Genomic DNA, 16,431 nt, shown 5'->3' with positions numbered 1-16,431 from the left:
TCCAGTTTTTGTGGAGAAAATGTTAAATAATATAGGAAGTTACATTGTAAATAGTAACTTAAATAACAATAAAAATAACATACAAAAACGCATGGGTAGTTATATACATCCATGCGTTTAAAATTTGCCTGTCTTCTATTTCATGTGTTTCTCCATGTTAACTGAACTACTTAGAATGCAAAAGAGCCTTTTTATTTATCACCAACTCCGTATCACCGAAAGAATTCCTCTAATGATAATTCGAATGAAAGCGATAATTAACTCTGGGACAGTAAATATAATGTCTAAAACCCAATCCCATTTCCCTTCTTTTTGCTTCTTTCGTTTTCTGCTCAATACCATTCTCCTCCCGGTCTTATCTGTTGACTCTTATTACGATATGCTACACAATTTTGTTTCATTTTACATGATTATTGGTTTTCATTAATATGCTACAGTGAGGAACAGTTTAAAAAGTATTATTTCACATCTGAATGACTGCCCCGTTTATGGTAAACTTTACCTAACACCACATATAAGGAGGAGAAATATGAACATAGCCGTTTTTCATGGATCTACTCGTGACAATGGAAATACAGAATACTTAACATACCAAGCGGTCCCAAAGGAGAAAGGTACCCATATCTATTTGAAGGAACATGACATTAAGCCAATTGTGGATGAACGACATGCACCAGATGGATTTAAAGAGGTTGTTGATGATCATACAAAACTAATTGATAAAATGCTTGAACATGATGTGTATGTGTTCTCCACACCAATTTACTGGTATAGCATGTCTGGTGTAATGAAAACGTTTATTGATCGTTGGTCGCAAGTTATGAAGGATCCGAATTATGCACATTTTAGGGGCGCTTTAAAGGATAAAAAAGTTTATGTTATTGCAGTAGGCGGGGATAAACCACATATTAAGGGGCTTCCGCTCATTCAGCAATTTGAATATATTTGTCAGTTCTTTGGAATGTCATTTGAAGGTTATGTGATTGGAAAGGCATCAAGGCCAGGGGACATTAAACAAAATGAAAAAGCATTGACAGAAGCAGGTTTGTTATTGAAGGGGTTGTAGGAAGTTTACCAGAATACACGGAACAAAAGCGCAAGCACCTTGAGCACCCCCGATTAGAAAACTTGGCTTATCGCCAAGTGGGAAAGCCTTAGTTGCACTTATGCAGTAAGAACGTTTTGTTTCTTATCTGCCAAGCATAAGCCAAGCTCGACGTGGCGCTTTTTGCGCGTAATGTGGATTGACTTATGACCTCGAGGGGGGTAGGCGCTGGCCGATGAAAACTCGGACGTCCTTATTTCTATCGGCACTAGGACGTCAATTGCTCGAAGCTGGACGTGGCCTTTCCTATATAAGACAGTAATGAGGCCAACTTTTTATACTTTCTTACCTTGTTAGAAAAACTCGCATTCGCTCGTCCTTTAGCGAATGTGTTCGTTTTTCTTATACTTGGGACATTAAGATTTTAGCAACGTCGAGTCTTCTTCTTAGCTAAAATGTTATACTTTCCTAACGTGTAAAAAACGGGCTTGGGGAAGTTCTCCAAGCTCTATAACTACTATTCCACTAACGCCTATTCGCTAGTTTTAAACGGATAATATCGTTGTAGCCAATCTAATCAACTTCAGTCATTCATATCAGGAAGTACTTCTGCCAAAACATCTAACCCTTTAAATCCTTAATATTCTCCGTAATAATATGTGGAGGCTTTATGGAACGGGCATGTGCAGCTATATAAGCATCTGTAAAATCAATTCCTTTGCTGGAATAATTATATAATGTTTCTTCTATCACGTTCTTTTCCTCTGCAACAACTCCTGGTATGTTAATAAAGGAAATCAGTGCTTTTTTAATTGTTTCTTTCTTTGCTCGAAACTGTTTTCCCATTAATACAAAAACACATTCACTTATAACAAGAGGAGAAATTTTAAAGCAATTATATTTTTTGGAAATTCTGTATTAAAATAGGATGCATAAACATTGGGAAGATGTTCTATATAATGAATATGAAAGAAGAAGATAAAGACATGGCGGGATCAAAATGGGATTTGTTTAAACAGATTGAAGAAATACCACATGAAAAATACCCTTTAAATAAAAAATTACTTAAACAGACTAATAGAAAATTAAACCATAAGAAAGTTGTATACTGGGTTTGCACTTTTGAGAATATCATTAAAAATGTTATATACTGAGTTTCTTTTGAGATCTTATAAGGTTGCTCTTTGTGAAGGAAAATAAAAGGCAGTCACCTCATTTCCTATGGATGACTGCCTTTTAAACTCCTAAAATAACAATCTAGTAGTACAACTATTTTTCGAAAAATAGAACCTTTTTATCAAGTATATAACTTTATTTTCATACTACGCCAACCTCCTGCAATTACAAAAATAGTTGGCAATCGTTTCTTTTCTTACAAATCATCAAACCCATTTAAATCACTTGTTTTTGTATATTGTCTGGATTTCTGCTCGAAAAAGTCTGTTTTTGTACCGTCCACATTATCGACATAGGCACGGATCCATTTCATCGGATTTCCCGTGTGGTCTGGGTAAATTTCGTTTAATCCCATCATCCGCAACATTTTGTTCGCTCTATATTTAATATATCCAGCCATTTCATCTAAATCGATCCCTTGAACGTCTGCTAACACATAAGTCGACCATTCGATTTCAAGATCAACAGATTTTTCAAAGTGTGTATAAACCCATTCAACAAAATCACTTGTATTGTATGACGGATTTTCTGCTAAAGTTGCCCGAAACAATTCTGCGATAAACCGGCCATGTTCTAGTTCATCACGGTTGATATAACTAATCATCGTGGATGTCCCTACCATCTTATTATTTCGTGCCAAGTGATAGAAAAATGCAAATCCTGAGTAAAAAAACATCCCTTCCAATAATGCAGTATACACCATCGTTTTTAAAATATTTTCCATCGATGGCTCGTTCACAAAAGCATTGTATTGCTCAATCAAGTTTTCATTTCTTTTTAACAGTACTGGATCCTTTCGTCCTAATTGAAAGGACTCGTTTTGTTCATCAAGTGAAACGACAGATGATAAAACATAGGAATAACTTTCATTATGTACTGCTTCCTGCTGTGCAATAACTGCCATAATCGATTGAACCGAAGCATCTGTTGCGTATAATGATAAAAGTAATGCTGTTCTCGTTTGTGGTGCATCCAATGTAGACAATAATCCAATTATTTTTAAATACGCATCCTTCTCTGGCTCGGTGAGAGAAGAAAATTGCCGTACATCACTCGACATATTTACTTCATCTGCTTGCCAATAATTTCCGATCAGCCGCTTATATATTTTATACCAGTGTGGATATGCAATATCGTTCCAATTTAAGATGCCACTTGACTTCCCACCGAACAAACCTGTTGATTTATTAGGATGTACTGGTTCCAACGTTTTTGCCTTCTCAAGTATACGTGTTGACATCATGTAACACCCTTTCCACCCAATTTTCTACTAATTGTTCCTGACTTCCACGTGGGGACTGTTCAATTTTTAACCCGTCCCACCTACTACCGTAAAATGTAACCAGTTTATCGACAGCCTTACAAAAAAGTGCATCCCCACCGAATTGTGTCTCTCCTGTTCCAAAAATGGCGATATTTGATGGCTTATAACCTACCTCCCAAACGAAATCCTTCACCTCATCTGGTGTTTTTCCTTTATCCCATGTAAATGTTCCAAGAAAAATAAACTGATATTTTTCGGCTTTAATCGGCTGTTCAATCCCAATTCGGTGCATCTCAACAGCTATGCCATTGGACTCCACCTGCTGTTGAATAAGCTCTGCTACTTCCTTTGTATTGCCACTATATGATAAGTAGGCTATTAAAACCGTCAACTTTCACACCACTCACATTCTTCAATATCACTCGCAGTTGATCGAACATAGTAGGTCGTTTTTAGTCCTTGGTGCCATGCTTGGAGGTGTAAATCAAGTAATACTGATGCTTTAATTGTGTTTGGTACGTAAAAGTTAAAGGAAATGCTTTGGTCGATATGTTTTTGTCGTGCAGCATTTTGTTTCACAGACCACCTTTGATCAACGATATATGCCGATCTGCGGTACACATCATATGTTTCATGATTTAAATCTGGTGCTGTTGTTGGTATTTTAAAATCCTTTTTTTCTTCATTATAAAAGGTTTTAAAGATTGGATCGATACTAGCAGTGGAACCTGCAATCATAGATGTTGATGAATTTGGTGCAACCGCCATTAAATACCCATTTCGCACACCATACTTCATGACATCGTTTTTCAATGTAAGCCATTTTTCATCTGTATATCCTTTATCCGTAAAATAAGTTCCTGTATGCCACTTGCTTCCTGTAAAACATGGATAGCTTCCTTTTTCCTTACTCAATTCCATGCTGTTCTTGATCGTTAAATAGGCAATTTTTTCATATAACTCATCGGCATAGCGAACCGCTTCATCCGATTCCCACTTTATTTTTTTCAATGCAAGTAGGTGGTGCCAACCAAATGTACCTAATCCAATTGCTCGGTATTTCTGATTGGTTAGCTTTGTTTGTTTAATCGGTAATGTGTTAATATCAATCACATTATCAAGCATACGTACTTGTATTTTAATGAGACGGTCAAGCACCTCGTCAGGCACTGCCTTTCCAAGATTAATAGAGCTTAAGTTACATACTACGTAATCACCAGCTTTATATTTCTTAACAATTGTATTATCTTGTTCCACATATTCTTCTATAAATTTGGTTGGTGATTGGTTTTGCGTTATTTCCGTACACAAATTGCTACAATAAATCATTCCATTATGCTCGTTGTTATTCTGTCTGTTCACTTCATCACGATAAAACATAAATGGTGTACCTGATTCCAGCTGTGCCTTCATAACCCGCTTCATAATTTCAATTGCTGGCACTCGCTTTTTCGTTAATTTGTCGGATTGAATACATTCTTCATAACGCTTACGCCAAGATCCATTCCCTTTTTCCTCATCATAAAATTCCTCGAGCGAGTATCCCATTACTTCTTGAACTTCATGTGGGTCAAATAAATACCAGTCGCCCCGCTTGTCTACTTGCTCCATAAAATAATCTGGTAAACATACCCCTGTGAAAATATCATGTGCACGCAGGCGGTCATCGCCATTATTTAATTTCAAATCAAGGAATGCTTCGATATCTTTATGCCAAACATCCAAGTAAATGGCGATTGCACCTTTTCTCGTACCTAATTGATCGACATTCACTGCTGTGTTATTTAGTTGCTTAATCCAAGGCACTACTCCACTAGACATCCCCTTGTAACCTTTGATGGAACTACCTCTACTTCTGATTTTCCCCATGTAAACCCCAATGCCACCACCATTTTTGGAAAGGTTCGCAATGTCTGTGTTACTGTCATAAATCGATTGTAAACTATCATCAACGGTATCAATAAAGCAGCTGGATAATTGTCCATGTGATTTTCCAGCGTTTGTTAGTGTTGGAGTTGCAACTGTCATATAAAGATTGCTCAAGGCCCAATAAGCTTCGATAACGAGTTCATTTCGTTTTATTAAAGGCTCATCTTGCATGAGGTACATCGCAATAACCATCCATCGCTCCTGTGGAAGTTCATATGTATTTTTTTCGAAGTCTGTCGCCAAATACCTTGTAGCTAAACTATATAGCCCTAAATAAGTAAAGAGCAAATCCCGATTTGGTTCAATTTGTTGCTCGAAATAATCAATTTCACCTTTCGAATACTTAGCGAGTAAACTTGATGCATAAACCCCTTTCTCGGTTAAGGTTCGAATAAGATGATAGAAACTACCGTACTGAATACTAGATTTATAGTTTCTGTTTTTTGCTGCTTTATTATATAGATCTTGTAAATAAATACGACTAGCGACATATGTCCAGTTAGGATCTGATTCATCAATATTTTCCAACGCGAGTTTAGATAACCTTTCATAAACATTATTCTGGTCTGTTATTCCTTTAAGTGCTTTTTGCTTGACTGCTTCTGTATCGATGTTTAGACCTTTAGATGCTTTATCGATTATGGAAAAAATCGCTTGCTTATCCACTAGATCTAGTGTAGTCATTGACATCGTTAGTCCCTCCTCTTTCTGTAATACAAAAACCGCTCACCCCACGGATGAACGGTAGAAAAGTCCTAGAATATCCCTACCGTCTCACCTTCCCTTACCCCGGAGAAATGAAACTGCAAATATTGGCAGGTCTCCTGACTTGTGCTTCTACCTACTTGAGTCCTTCCCATATCGACACCGTTAAGTTTTCGATACAGTGGATATCTCGTTCGTCCACACTTACAGTTGCGGGGACAGTTCCAGACTTTCACTGGATTCCCTTTTAAGACATATAGCATGTCACCAAACTTGCGAAACCACATATAGTATGCTGTTATTGTTTTCAATCAATATATTGCATGTAAAATGCTATCATACTAATTACAGGAATGCAATCTATTATATAAAACATACAATTGATATCCATCTATCAGGAACAAAAGCATCTATTGTCACTTTTGCCTTGGTTTTTAGCTCATTCCTGACATTAGAGGACTTCTAATGTCAGTTTGCCAGGGTTTTACATATCACTCCCGTCATTAGACCGTCCTCCTGTCACTTGCCAAAGTTTCCAAAGTCATTCCCATCATTAGAGGCGTCCTAATGTCATTTCGCCATGGTTTTCCTGCTCATTCTGGTCATTAGAAACATCCAAGTAACCCCCTTTCACATAAAAACCCCCACCTTATTGGAGCCGTTCTGGTGGAGGCTGCTGATGTTCATTATTTTCTACTTCTTTGAACATATTATCTTGATTCATTGTTGGCACTGGCTGATTATTTAATGCACTATATTGTTGCTGTTGCGGCTGATTTTGACTCATTTGTACATTGACAAGCTGGTTGATTGTTTCCTGCAGGTCATTGCGTAATAATTGAAGATCTTTTTTTGTAACAGTTTGCGCTTCTTCTTTTAAAATATAGCCTACTTGACCATTTGGTTCTAGAGTAGCATACTTCACATCATCTATTCGCTGTACATTTTGTTGTCGTAATGTCATTTCCAGCTGATCAACGGTTAACCGGAGTTTCTTTAAATTTTTCTCATTGATCGTACCATTTTCGATTAGTACCTTTGATTTGCCAGTAATCAACTTTTCAAAAGGATCTCCCTTAACTTGAACAAACTCCAAAAATATTAATGTCAGTACAAGAACTGCTCCAGCACCTAATGTTCGCCATATGTTATCACCAGCAACTGGCTGGATGAGCAAGGATCCAATCGCGATCATAATGACCGTTTGTGCTAAAGTCATTTGTGCGATTGACTTCCTGCCAGCAAATCGCAATAAAAATGTACCACCTATTACGACTACGACTGCTTTCCAAATCCAAGTCAAATCCATTAGTTATCAAGCCTTTCTTATGTCCTATCAATAGTTTAAAGGCATATCGTCAAATTATACAATTAACCTACAAAAATAGGCGTGCTTTGTAACCTTTTTGTGGGTTTTCTTACTTGTTTGCATTGACTCGATTCACTTTCCTCCTAATTTTCTACTCGCTTCTTCACCGAGCATCGCATCTATTCCGTTCAAATAACAAACAAGCTTAGAACAAAAGCTAGAAGCGCCTTGATCACCCCCGATGAGAAAACTTAGCTTGTCGCAAAGTGGCGAAAGCCTTAGTTGCACTTATGCAGTAAGAAAGTTTTTCTTATCTGCCAAGCATAAGCCAAGCCTCGTCGTGGCGTTTTTGCGCGTAATGTGGATTGTCTTATGACTTCGAGGGGTAGGCACTGGAGCTGGACGTGGCCTTTCCTATATAAGACAGTAATGAGGCCAACTTTTTATACTTTCTTACCTTTTTAGAAAAACTCGCATTCGCTCGCCCTTTAGCGAATGTGTTTAGTTTTTCTTATACTTAGGACATTAAAATTTTAGCCACGTCGACTCGTAGCTAAAATTTTATACTTTCCTAACGTGCCAAAAGTCTTTCCCACTTTTTTAGGAAAGGCCTCACTCCACTTACATGACATCCCGGTTCCAGTGTCGGTGCTCCCCAATGGCTTGGGTGAACTGTTCGACAAATGTTTTATCATTCTCTTGTACAAATACACCTACTGCACCTGTCATATTTAATTCATCTAGTAGCATCTTGCCATCAGCTGTGGCTCCGATTGGTTTATAGTGATTAAAGGCATCTGTTGTAAATTGGCTTGCATTTTTATGGAAAACTTTGCTTCCCACATTGCCGCCCACTACGTAAATGGCATCATATAAAACAGAGTCTGTTGTGGTAAACGTATCATCTACCATGATGGAGGTTCCGTCTGCTCCAGTAACAGTTCCGAGTTTTTCACTAATAATCATAGGATGGATGCCATAGGCTTTCAGTGCATCTAATGTAGCTTGAGTAGTAGCACCATCAAATCCATTGTTGACGAGAACACCTACTTTACGAGTGGCTGGCACTTTAAACGTATTCATCTGACTAAGTGCAGGAGAAGCCTTTGTTACAGGGGATCCCCCCTTGGCTGGCGGGTTTGCTCCAACATCTTTTGCGATCGATGTGGCGAGTTCCACATCCACATTGGCAAACATATCCACTACCTGCTGTTGCACAGATTTATTCTTCACCTTACCAACTTCAAATGCAAAAGCTTGTTTAATATGCATCTTCTCCGGACCCGTCATACTATTCCAAAATAGTTTTGCTTGGGAAAAATGATCCTTAAAGCTTTGGCTGCGTGCGCGAACCTTTTTGCCATCCACTTTCTCCTGGTAATGGGTATAGCCACCATCTTCCTTCATGGCTGGTGTAGGGGTGTTTGCTCCAATGGAATTATTATGATAGCTTACCTTTCCTTCATTAATCGTTTGTCGGTGATAACCACCCCGCTGATTATTATGGAATGGACAAACCGGACGATTAATTGGAATTTCGTGGAAGTTCGGACCACCAAGTCGAATTAATTGTGTATCGGTATAGGAAAACAAACGTCCTTGCAGCAGTGGGTCATTTGTAAAATCAATGCCTGGCACCACATGACCTGGGTGAAAGGCAACCTGCTCTGTTTCCGAGAAAAAGTTATCAATATTTTTATTTAACGTCATTTTTCCAACAATTTGAACAGGAACATCTTCTTCTGGCCAAATCTTCGTTGGATCCAATATGTCAAAGTCAAACGCAAATTCATCCTTTTCCGGAATGACTTGCACACCAAGTTCATATTCCGGATAATCCCCTTTTTCGATTGACTCATACAGATCACGACGATTATAGTCTGGGTCATTTCCAGCGATTTTTTGTGCTTCATCCCAAACAAGTGAATGTACGCCAAGCTTTGGAATCCAATGAAATTTAACAAAGTGGGAGTCCCCTGCATCATTCACAAATCGGAATGTATTAATCCCAAACCCTTGCATCATCCGATAGCTTCTCGGTACTGCACGGTCTGACATTAGCCACATCACGTTATGGGCAGATTCCTGATTATTGGCAACAAAATCCCAAAATGTATCATGTGCACCAGTTGCCTGTGGAATTCCGTTATGTGGTTCTGGTTTGAGAGCATGCACAACATCTGGAAATTTTATCGCATCCTGTATAAAAAAGACCGGCATATTGTTCGCAACTAAATCGTAATTGCCTTCTTCGGTATAAAATTTCGTTGAAAAGCCGCGGACATCTCGTACAGTATCTGCTGAACCACGCGATCCGACTACCGTCGAGAAGCGAACAAAGACAGGTGTTTTTTTACCTGGCTCCTGTAGGAATTTTGCCTTCGTATATTTTTTCATGGATTCATATACTTCAAATTCACCATGTGCTGCCGAACCACGCGCATGGACGACCCGTTCTGGTATCCGCTCATGGTCAAAGTGTGTCATTTTTTCGCGAAAATGAAAGTCCTCCATTAATGTTGGTCCTCGTTCTCCTGCCTTTAGCGAAAATTCATCCTCTGACACTCTGAGACCTTGATTGGTCGTCATTTTTTTACCAGAATCGTCTACTCGATATTGATCCAGCTGTTCCTGCTTTTGATTACGCTGATCTTCACTCATGACAACGTACGCCTCCCTTTTTACATGTACTAGTTTAGTTTGTCCAAAAGCTCCCAAAACATGAGATTGATTCCCAAAAGAGAGGAGGCAAAAAATCCTTGAAGCGAATCCAACGATTAGAAAAACTCGCATTCGCTCGTCCTTTAGCGAATGTGATAGTTTTTCTTATACTTGGGACATTAAAAATTTGGCAACGTCGAATCCACTTCTTAGCTAAAATTTTATACTTTCCTAACGTGTAAAAAAGACTGCCGAATTCTTCTCGACAGTCTTTGCAGTTAAAATCCTTGTAGGCTAGTAGATAATCTAATATTAACCTGTTTTTTTCTTAATTTGCTTACTACGCAGTTGACCACATGCTGCATCGATATCTGCTCCATTTTCCCAACGTACGCCACAGTTAATTCCATTTTCCTTCAACGTTTCAAAGAACTGTTGAATAGTTGCCGTATCACTACGTTGATATTGATTATGCTCATCTACAGAGTTATAAGGAATTAAATTAACATAGGTTAAATGGCGTTTGTCCTTCAATAATTTGACAAGTTGTAATGCCTCTTCTTTGTGGTCATTGACATCTTTCAACATAATATACTCATAGGTGATTCGTCTATTTACCTTTTCTAAATAGTAGTCAACTGACTTCATCAGTTTTTCGATTGGAAATGCTTTATTGATTTTCATGATCGATGTTCGTAACTCATTATTTGGTGCGTGTAAGGAAATTGCTAAATTCACTTGTAGTCCTGTATCAGCGAACTCATAGATTTTATGAGCCAAGCCACTTGTTGACACGGTTATATGTCTTGCACCAATATTTAAACCAGCATCATGATTTACAACTTCGATAAAGTCAACTAGGTTATTAAAGTTGTCAAATGGCTCTCCAATTCCCATGACAACTATATGGCTGACACGTTCGTCTTTTCCTTGTTGATCTAGATGTTTTTGTACGTTCATGATTTGCTCAACAATCTCTCCGCTATCTAAATCACGGCTTTTTTTCAATAATCCACTTGCACAAAACGTACAGCCGATATTACAGCCCACTTGTGTTGTAACACAAACAGATAAACCATAATTAAAACGCATTAGTACCGTTTCAATTAGATTTCCATCAGCTAATCTAAATAAAAATTTAATCGTACCATCTTTAGATTCTTGTTTGATTTCTTCTTGTAGCGTATCTAAGACAAAGTTTTCATCTAATAGCTCAATCGTCTCTTTATTAAGGTTTTTCATATCTGAAAAATGATTAATTCGCTTTTTATACAACCAATTCCATACCTGATCAGCACGGAAGCGTTTTTGACCATGATCCATCAACCATTCCGTTAATTGCTCATATGTTAGTCCATAAATGGATTGTTTATGCATTTTGTACCCTCATTTCAAAAAACATTCGTAGTTTTCCACGTTCTATCTTACTGCATGTGCTACAGTTAATCAAATGGTTTGTCATGGTGAGAATGGGTAATATTGTCATGACTATTTTCATAAACGTATTTTTCTAAAAGGCACTTTTCGCATTCTTTGTTATTTTTAACGTCATATCTTTTATAGAATGCGACGTAAGTTAAGGCGATGTATAGAGTGTTTATCCGTTCTGGAAATACACTTCGCTTTCGGCGGGTGGCTGTTGAGCCTCCTCGAGCTTTCGCTCTGCTGGTTCTCATCTAGGCCATTTTTCCCGCAGGAGTCTCCGCGTATTTCCTCCACTGATATGATCAATATTATCTATTCAGTATTGTGGTTATACGATAGTTGATTGGAGTGTAGGACAGTCGACTCCTGCAGGAACAGCACGTGTCTAGACCTGAGCAGGAAGTGGTCTTCTTCCGAGGAGGCTGAGGCCGTGCCTGCGGTAAAGTAGACACTATGAAAACGTAAAGTTTGAACAGATGTCGCACTTATGCCTGTGGTGAAAGCGACTGTCCGAAGCGGAAATCAACGACGCAATTTACGTAGCAATTTACATCAACTATGCATTAAGACTATTGTTTGGTAAAGCAACAGTCTAAACAGCCTTCTAAAATGTTCTAAAATTGCTATCTAACGTATTAACTTACAGGAAATTCAGTACCATCCATATACTTTTTTACTCGTTCTATACTCGGTAGTGAGGTCATCGCACCTTTTGATGAAGCTGATAAGACACTTGCAAATGATGCAAATCTTGTAATATGACTAGCCTCTCCAATTGTTAGGGATGTAATAACCTTTGGAATTTCATGGAGTTGATAGAGCACTGCTGCAACAAATGCATCATTCGCACTTGTAGAGTCAATTGCCTTCACATGGATTGGCGCAATAGTTGTATACTCATTTTCTATAGCAACCAAATACCCTCCCTTTTCTAAGTCAACCACTATAAATGGAATTTGGTATTCCTTTTGTAAAAAGTCAATACCAGAAGTTACGGCAGATGCACCAGACAACTGAAAGACTTCTTCTTTTGTAACCACTAATACATCAACATCAAACAAAACCGAGCTTACAGTTTCACATGCCTTTTCATGACTATCCCATAATGCCGTACATAAATTTGGTGCAAATGAAAGAAGCATATTTTGTTGTTTTGCTTGATTAATGGCGGAATATGTTGTTTGTCTGCAAGAGGGTTGTATCATGGAACGAGAACTGAAGTGAAAGATTTTATGCGTTGTAAAGAGAGGAGCTGTTTTTTCATCTGTTACGACAAATTGATCAGCATAGAGATGATGGTTAAGCGAAATAGATTGCTGTGTTCCTTTATCATTCTGGATAAACATAATTCCAGTTGGTGCATCTGTTGTCCATTGCATGTACGTTGTATCAACATTATAAGAAGTTAATGTTTGATCTAAATATTTACCAAATGTATCATTTCCTACTTTCCCTATAAATGTGGAGGGGAGACCTAATTTAGCTACACCTGCTGCAACATTAGCTACAGCACCACCTGGACTTTGCTGCCACCTATTCTCCCCTTCACCAAGTGGTAAGAAGTTAATCAGTGCTTCACCTAATGAAATTACGCCTTGTTTCGCCATCAGATTCCTCCTATTCTCTTAGAAAAACTCGCATTCGCTAGTCCTTTAGCGAATGTGTTAGTTTTTCTAATACTTGTGACATTAAAATTTTAGCAACATCGAGCCCACTTCTTAGCCAAAATTTTATACCCCTAACGTGTAAAAATAGCTTACAAGTTACGTGTCTTCTATTATACTATGCAATTGCCCGATAAACTTTTCTTATTAACCACTAAACTCCCCCTAGAAAGGGAGTACACTTTTTAAGGGGAGTTGCTTATCCCTCATGTAACTGGCAAGCCGACATAAAACTAGCACGTCCTTCCAGGTCGAACCCCACTGATTGAAGTTTGACTTTATAATAGCGTTTCAGTTATTAAATAGTGATTACATGCTTTGGCTCGCCTCTTCCTTCATTTATCCCTAGACATTAAACTTTGACCATCACTTCTTCATACATTGTCTCGGCTGATTGCTTCCTATATTGTGAGTGAATCAACCGATTGGGTCGCAAGTGCAATTAAGACATTCGCCATTAAAAGATTTGCGGATGCCAAGTTATCTTGTATTTTATGAGATTCAAAAAACATTTCGATAGGATGTTATTTCTATCCAAGCTTTTTTTATATGTTAATTCAAATGCTAAAATAGGTGGAAAATACACTGCAAAATTTTATGCTATTCGTTATACGATTTATCGTTTCCTCCACGGTAAGTAACTACATACTCTTATCGACCTTTCCCTTTTTCAATTCGTTCTTGGAATATATCTTTAATTGTTCTATTAGATTTTGCTGTTCTTCTTCATCTGTTAGCAAATCAATTCCATAATGGTTTAGCCTATCTTTCCATACGATAATGCCATGATAGTTTAGTTCCTCATCATTAAGTGTAAAACGAATCGATATTTCAATTGTTTTTTGGTCTGTATCAGGTATCGTCAACTGAGAATGGATTTTTAATCCACTTGGACTAATATCAATGATTTCTGCATTACCCTCCGCTGTGGTGACAAGATCATCATCGATTTTTGTAATTTTAAAAAAGGCTGGTAATGGCCTGCCAAATGTATAACGAAATGCTTCTTCTCGTTTTGATCGCATATACTTATCCCCCTAAAGCACTGATTACCTTTTTTTATCACCTAAATGTTATGAACGATCCTCTAGCATTTTCTTAAGTTCCTTTAACTCTTGTTGTACCTCGTCTAATTTAATATCTGTTGGTGATGGTGTTTCTTCTCTTGAAGCTTCTTCCACATTATTCACCACAACCCCGACAAATAGGTTAATAATGACAAATGCACCAATCACAATAAACGTTACAAAATACCACCATGAAGATGGATCTGCTACTAGGATTGGTCGCATGACACCACTAGCCCATGATTCCAATGTAATCACTTGGAAAAGGGTCAGTAACGAACTATGTAATGTTCCAAAGTATTCAGGTGCAATGTCCTGATACAACATCGTACCAATGACCGCATAAATATAGAAAAATATTCCTAGAAGCAACATTATAGTTCCCATAGATGGAATGGTAAGTAGTAATGCATTGACCATTTTCCGTAATGATGGAATGATGGATACCGCACGGAGCACACGAAGTACTCGTAAAATACGTAACACTGTCACATAATACGATCCTACTAAGAGGTGACCACTCGCGACAATAATAAAGTCAAATACATTCCATGGTTCTCGGAAAAAGGCTCCGATCGACTTACTCCCAATCAACCGAATAACTATTTCAATCGTAAAAGTCCAAAGTAGGAAACGATCAATGCGATACATCCATGTAGCATATTTTTCTAGGATGGCTGGATATGTTTCCAATCCCACTAAAATGGCATTTACAATAATTAAACCGATGATAATTGATGTAAAAAGAGAGTGTTGCGCTATTCTTGCACATGTATGTTTAAGTTGTTTCATGTAACCGTTACTCCTCCTCTCTCATTATTTTAATAGTTTCTTCTAAACCTGTCACTTCTCGATGCCTTGATCACCCCCGATTAGAAAACTAGGCTTTTCGCCAAGTGGCGAAAGCCTTAGTTGCACTTATGCAGTAAGTATTTTCTTATCTGCCAAGCATAAGCCAAGCCTCGACGTGGCGTTTTTTGCCACAAAGAGGATTATCTTATGACCTCGAGGGGGTAGGCGCTGGCCGATGAAAACGGAACGTCCTGTTGCTTCATCGGCACTAGGACATCAATCGCTCGAAGCTGGACGTGGCCTTTCCTATATAAGACAGTAATGAGGCCAATTTTTTATAACTTTCTTACCTTTTTAGAAAAACTCGCATTCGCTCGTCCTTAGCGAATGCGAGTTTTTCTTATACTTGGGACATTAAAATTTTAGCCACGTCGAGTCTTCTTCTTAGCTAAAAATTTCTACTTTCCTAACGTGTAAAAAAATCACGGCTGAAATGCCGTGATTTTCAAAAGGTTTTTATTAAAGGATTGTTGTAGGATTTTAAAGATCTTCTCGCTGATCAATATAAAGGGTGCCATCTGTTTGCAATTCCGCATAAAAGACTGATGAAAGTGATGGAATCCCAGCCTGTTCTAATTGTTCTGTAACCCATTCTTTACTTAAGTTTAAGTCAGCTAAATTCTGTTCGATGATCTCCCCATCATTTATAATGATGGTTGGTATTGGATAAACATCTGTTTTCACCTTCTGTAATCGCATATCACTTTTTGTGACTGTCTTCTTAGGATCTTTTTTCAATACGGAAATATTGCCGTCTGTCTCCATAATGGCATAGTTCACATCATTAATAGAGAAGATACTTTTTTGTCTTAATAGTGCGCGTAAATCGTTTACATCAAGCCGTAATCTCCGTAGTTCTTTATCCATTAATTTACCCTGTTTGATGAGAGTGGCAGGCTCACCATTTAATAAGGTTCTTATGTTTGTACCAGCTTTTATATCAATAAATCCCATAATAACGGTTAACAATGCCCAAAAAACAAGTGCCATGATACCTTGCCAAATACTTAGACTTTGATTTGTTGCTAGGGTGGCTGCGATTGAACCGATCGCTATTCCTGATACAAAATTAAAAAATGTAAGCTGTCGTACTTCTTTGCGCCCCATAATACGAGTCATCAGCAGTAATACGAAGAATGATATAAGAATACGGATTATAATCTCAGTGACTGACATAATATAACACTCCTATACTATTTTTGCTTAGTATTTGTATAGGAGCTTTTTTTATCCAAAGGCTTTATCGCATACTTTGCTGCTTTCTCCCCATCGGATTTTATATAAACTGCGGCATAACATTGTATCATTTTACTACCGTTCCAGAAATATACTTC

The 16,431-nt window shown here is 37.9% G+C and carries 13 protein-coding genes and 1 riboswitch; of the genes, 1 reads left to right on the top strand and 12 read right to left on the bottom strand.

The genetic code is table 11. The annotated features are described in order from the left end of the window. Window positions 1-198: 198 nt before the first annotated feature. The gene (locus GHC26_RS01055; RefSeq protein WP_163969215.1) at window positions 199-336 is read right to left on the bottom strand and encodes a hypothetical protein; all 138 of its coding nucleotides are present in this window, start codon (window positions 334-336) and stop codon (window positions 199-201) included. 193 nt (window positions 337-529) lie between these two features. Between GHC26_RS01055 and GHC26_RS01050 the strand changes: the two genes are divergently transcribed. Beyond that, on the top strand, window positions 530-1,066 hold the full coding sequence (locus GHC26_RS01050; RefSeq protein ID WP_163969393.1) for a flavodoxin family protein: 537 nt from the start codon (window positions 530-532) through the stop codon (window positions 1,064-1,066). Window positions 1,067-1,666: 600 nt separating this feature from the next. Here the strand turns inward: GHC26_RS01050 and GHC26_RS01045 are convergent. From GHC26_RS01045 to GHC26_RS00995, 11 genes are all read right to left on the bottom strand, one after another. Then, window positions 1,667-1,891 (bottom strand): type II toxin-antitoxin system VapC family toxin, encoded by a 225-nt coding sequence (locus GHC26_RS01045; RefSeq protein WP_163969761.1) that lies wholly within the window; start codon window positions 1,889-1,891, stop codon window positions 1,667-1,669. Between the two features lie 526 nt (window positions 1,892-2,417). Next, window positions 2,418-3,461, bottom strand: a complete 1,044-nt coding sequence (locus GHC26_RS01040) for a ribonucleotide-diphosphate reductase subunit beta (protein ID WP_163969392.1) — start codon at window positions 3,459-3,461, stop codon at window positions 2,418-2,420. Continuing rightward, window positions 3,442-3,876, bottom strand: a complete 435-nt coding sequence (locus GHC26_RS01035) for a flavodoxin (RefSeq protein ID WP_163969391.1) — start codon at window positions 3,874-3,876, stop codon at window positions 3,442-3,444. Before GHC26_RS01035 ends, GHC26_RS01040 begins: the two co-directional genes overlap by 20 nt. Then, the gene (locus GHC26_RS01030; RefSeq protein ID WP_163969760.1) at window positions 3,873-6,098 is read right to left on the bottom strand and encodes a ribonucleoside-diphosphate reductase subunit alpha; all 2,226 of its coding nucleotides are present in this window, start codon (window positions 6,096-6,098) and stop codon (window positions 3,873-3,875) included. The genes GHC26_RS01035 and GHC26_RS01030 overlap by 4 nt, the downstream gene beginning before the upstream one ends. A gap of 113 nt (window positions 6,099-6,211) precedes the next feature. Continuing rightward, window positions 6,212-6,406: riboswitch (cobalamin riboswitch) on the bottom strand. Between the two features lie 362 nt (window positions 6,407-6,768). Beyond that, window positions 6,769-7,428, bottom strand: a complete 660-nt coding sequence (locus tag GHC26_RS01025; RefSeq protein WP_163969390.1) for a DUF421 domain-containing protein — start codon at window positions 7,426-7,428, stop codon at window positions 6,769-6,771. A 621-nt stretch (window positions 7,429-8,049) separates the two neighbouring features. Next, window positions 8,050-10,089, bottom strand: coding sequence for a catalase (locus GHC26_RS01020; protein WP_163969389.1), 2,040 nt, complete (start codon window positions 10,087-10,089; stop codon window positions 8,050-8,052). A gap of 312 nt (window positions 10,090-10,401) precedes the next feature. Then, window positions 10,402-11,466 carry a 23S rRNA (adenine(2503)-C(2))-methyltransferase RlmN gene (gene rlmN / locus GHC26_RS01015; protein ID WP_163969388.1) on the bottom strand — a complete coding sequence of 355 codons (1,065 nt, stop codon included), beginning with the start codon at window positions 11,464-11,466 and terminating at the stop codon, window positions 10,402-10,404. Window positions 11,467-12,149: 683 nt separating this feature from the next. Then, window positions 12,150-13,121: a PfkB family carbohydrate kinase gene (locus GHC26_RS01010; protein WP_163969387.1), complete on the bottom strand. Its 972-nt coding sequence runs from the start codon at window positions 13,119-13,121 to the stop codon at window positions 12,150-12,152. Window positions 13,122-13,819: 698 nt separating this feature from the next. Then, window positions 13,820-14,203, bottom strand: coding sequence for a PilZ domain-containing protein (locus GHC26_RS01005; RefSeq protein ID WP_163969386.1), 384 nt, complete (start codon window positions 14,201-14,203; stop codon window positions 13,820-13,822). Window positions 14,204-14,251: 48 nt separating this feature from the next. Further along, on the bottom strand, window positions 14,252-15,037 hold the full coding sequence (locus GHC26_RS01000) for an ion transporter (RefSeq protein ID WP_163969385.1): 786 nt from the start codon (window positions 15,035-15,037) through the stop codon (window positions 14,252-14,254). Between the two features lie 540 nt (window positions 15,038-15,577). Beyond that, window positions 15,578-16,273 (bottom strand): YetF domain-containing protein, encoded by a 696-nt coding sequence (locus tag GHC26_RS00995; protein ID WP_163969384.1) that lies wholly within the window; start codon window positions 16,271-16,273, stop codon window positions 15,578-15,580. Window positions 16,274-16,431 lie beyond the last annotated feature (158 nt).

Origin of the sequence: Oceanobacillus halotolerans (genome assembly GCF_010993955.1) — a bacterium.
Classification (GTDB): domain Bacteria; phylum Bacillota; class Bacilli; order Bacillales; family Amphibacillaceae; genus Oceanibacillus_A; species Oceanibacillus_A halotolerans.
This window is presented reverse-complemented; position numbering and strand designations above follow the sequence as displayed.

What these genes read in the sequence shown, in the direction of transcription:
- GHC26_RS01040 (WP_163969392.1), bottom strand. Translation starts at nt 3,461, where the DNA reads ATGTCAACACGTATACTTGAGAAGGCAAAAACGTTGGAACCAGTACAT.
- GHC26_RS00995 (WP_163969384.1), bottom strand. Translation starts at nt 16,273, where the DNA reads ATGTCAGTCACTGAGATTATAATCCGTATTCTTATATCATTCTTCGTA.
- GHC26_RS01000 (WP_163969385.1), bottom strand. Translation starts at nt 15,037, where the DNA reads ATGAAACAACTTAAACATACATGTGCAAGAATAGCGCAACACTCTCTT.
- GHC26_RS01030 (WP_163969760.1), bottom strand. Translation starts at nt 6,098, where the DNA reads ATGACTACACTAGATCTAGTGGATAAGCAAGCGATTTTTTCCATAATC.
- GHC26_RS01025 (WP_163969390.1), bottom strand. Translation starts at nt 7,428, where the DNA reads ATGGATTTGACTTGGATTTGGAAAGCAGTCGTAGTCGTAATAGGTGGT.
- GHC26_RS01045 (WP_163969761.1), bottom strand. Translation starts at nt 1,891, where the DNA reads ATGGGAAAACAGTTTCGAGCAAAGAAAGAAACAATTAAAAAAGCACTG.
- GHC26_RS01010 (WP_163969387.1), bottom strand. Translation starts at nt 13,121, where the DNA reads ATGGCGAAACAAGGCGTAATTTCATTAGGTGAAGCACTGATTAACTTC.
- GHC26_RS01005 (WP_163969386.1), bottom strand. Translation starts at nt 14,203, where the DNA reads ATGCGATCAAAACGAGAAGAAGCATTTCGTTATACATTTGGCAGGCCA.
- rlmN (WP_163969388.1), bottom strand. Translation starts at nt 11,466, where the DNA reads ATGCATAAACAATCCATTTATGGACTAACATATGAGCAATTAACGGAA.
- GHC26_RS01050 (WP_163969393.1), top strand. Translation starts at nt 530, where the DNA reads ATGAACATAGCCGTTTTTCATGGATCTACTCGTGACAATGGAAATACA.
- GHC26_RS01020 (WP_163969389.1), bottom strand. Translation starts at nt 10,089, where the DNA reads ATGAGTGAAGATCAGCGTAATCAAAAGCAGGAACAGCTGGATCAATAT.